Genomic DNA, 856 nt, shown 5'->3' with positions numbered 1-856 from the left:
CGAGATGTTGTATCTCCTCATACACCACAACGGTCAGAACACCGGCGTCGATGACTACTTATGCTAGTGACCAGCAGATCCTGCACCAGTGAGTACCTGTGCGGTTGAGTACCGCTCAGATTAATCAGCATACTCCGAACTTTCTCTGAGTGTGATGTAGCCCCGTGAAACACCAGACAGTAGCTGTATCTCCAGATAAGAGATAGGCTCGAATATATGTCTAACACTAACACCAATTTTGAGATGACCGGGATCCTGTTAGGGCAAGAAGTCCGTATACGTAAAACTCCTCAGGAGAAGATCGCCATTATCCAGCAGACGATGGAGCCGGGTATGAATGTCTCCCATGTCGCCCGCCTGCATGGTATCCAGCCCAGCCTGCTGTTTAAGTGGAAGAAGCAATATCAGGAAGGCAGCCTCACCGCCGTTGCGGCTGGAGAGGAAGTCGTTCCTGCTTCTGAGCTTACTGCTGCTCTGAAGCAGGTCCGGGAGCTTCAGCGCCTTCTGGGCAAGAAGACGATGGAAGTTGAGATCCTGAAAGAAGCCGTGGAGTACGGTCAGTCGCGAAAATGGATAGCGCACGCGCCCTTGTTGCGGCTGGTTTGTGGACCGAAGTGTGCGACAACAGCTTTCCCCTGTGGTACATGCCGGAAGGCTTTGGGGCGGTTTGAGAATCCAAAAAGCAATCTCATTCTTCTCTCATAATCGAGGACTTGCGCAAAAAAATGGAAGCACTTTCCGGAAGGATTGTGGCAGCATCTCGGCGCGTTTGCGTATAGTTTTACGTATTCCGTGAGTGGGAGGTTTGGTACGGTATCATGTAGCATGGGGTCGCATGCGCGTTCGTCCACGGACT

At 51.8% G+C, this 856-nt stretch carries 1 pseudogene; it reads left to right on the top strand.

What is annotated here, in order from left to right:
- Nucleotides 1-243 precede the first annotated feature (243 nt).
- Nucleotides 244-602 (top strand): annotated as a pseudogene (locus RUMTOR_RS08855) (transposase); the annotation flags it as partial.
- Between the last annotated feature and the right edge of the window lie 254 nt (nucleotides 603-856).

The organism is [Ruminococcus] torques ATCC 27756, from assembly GCF_000153925.1.
Classification (GTDB): domain Bacteria; phylum Bacillota; class Clostridia; order Lachnospirales; family Lachnospiraceae; genus Mediterraneibacter; species Mediterraneibacter torques.
This window is presented reverse-complemented; position numbering and strand designations above follow the sequence as displayed.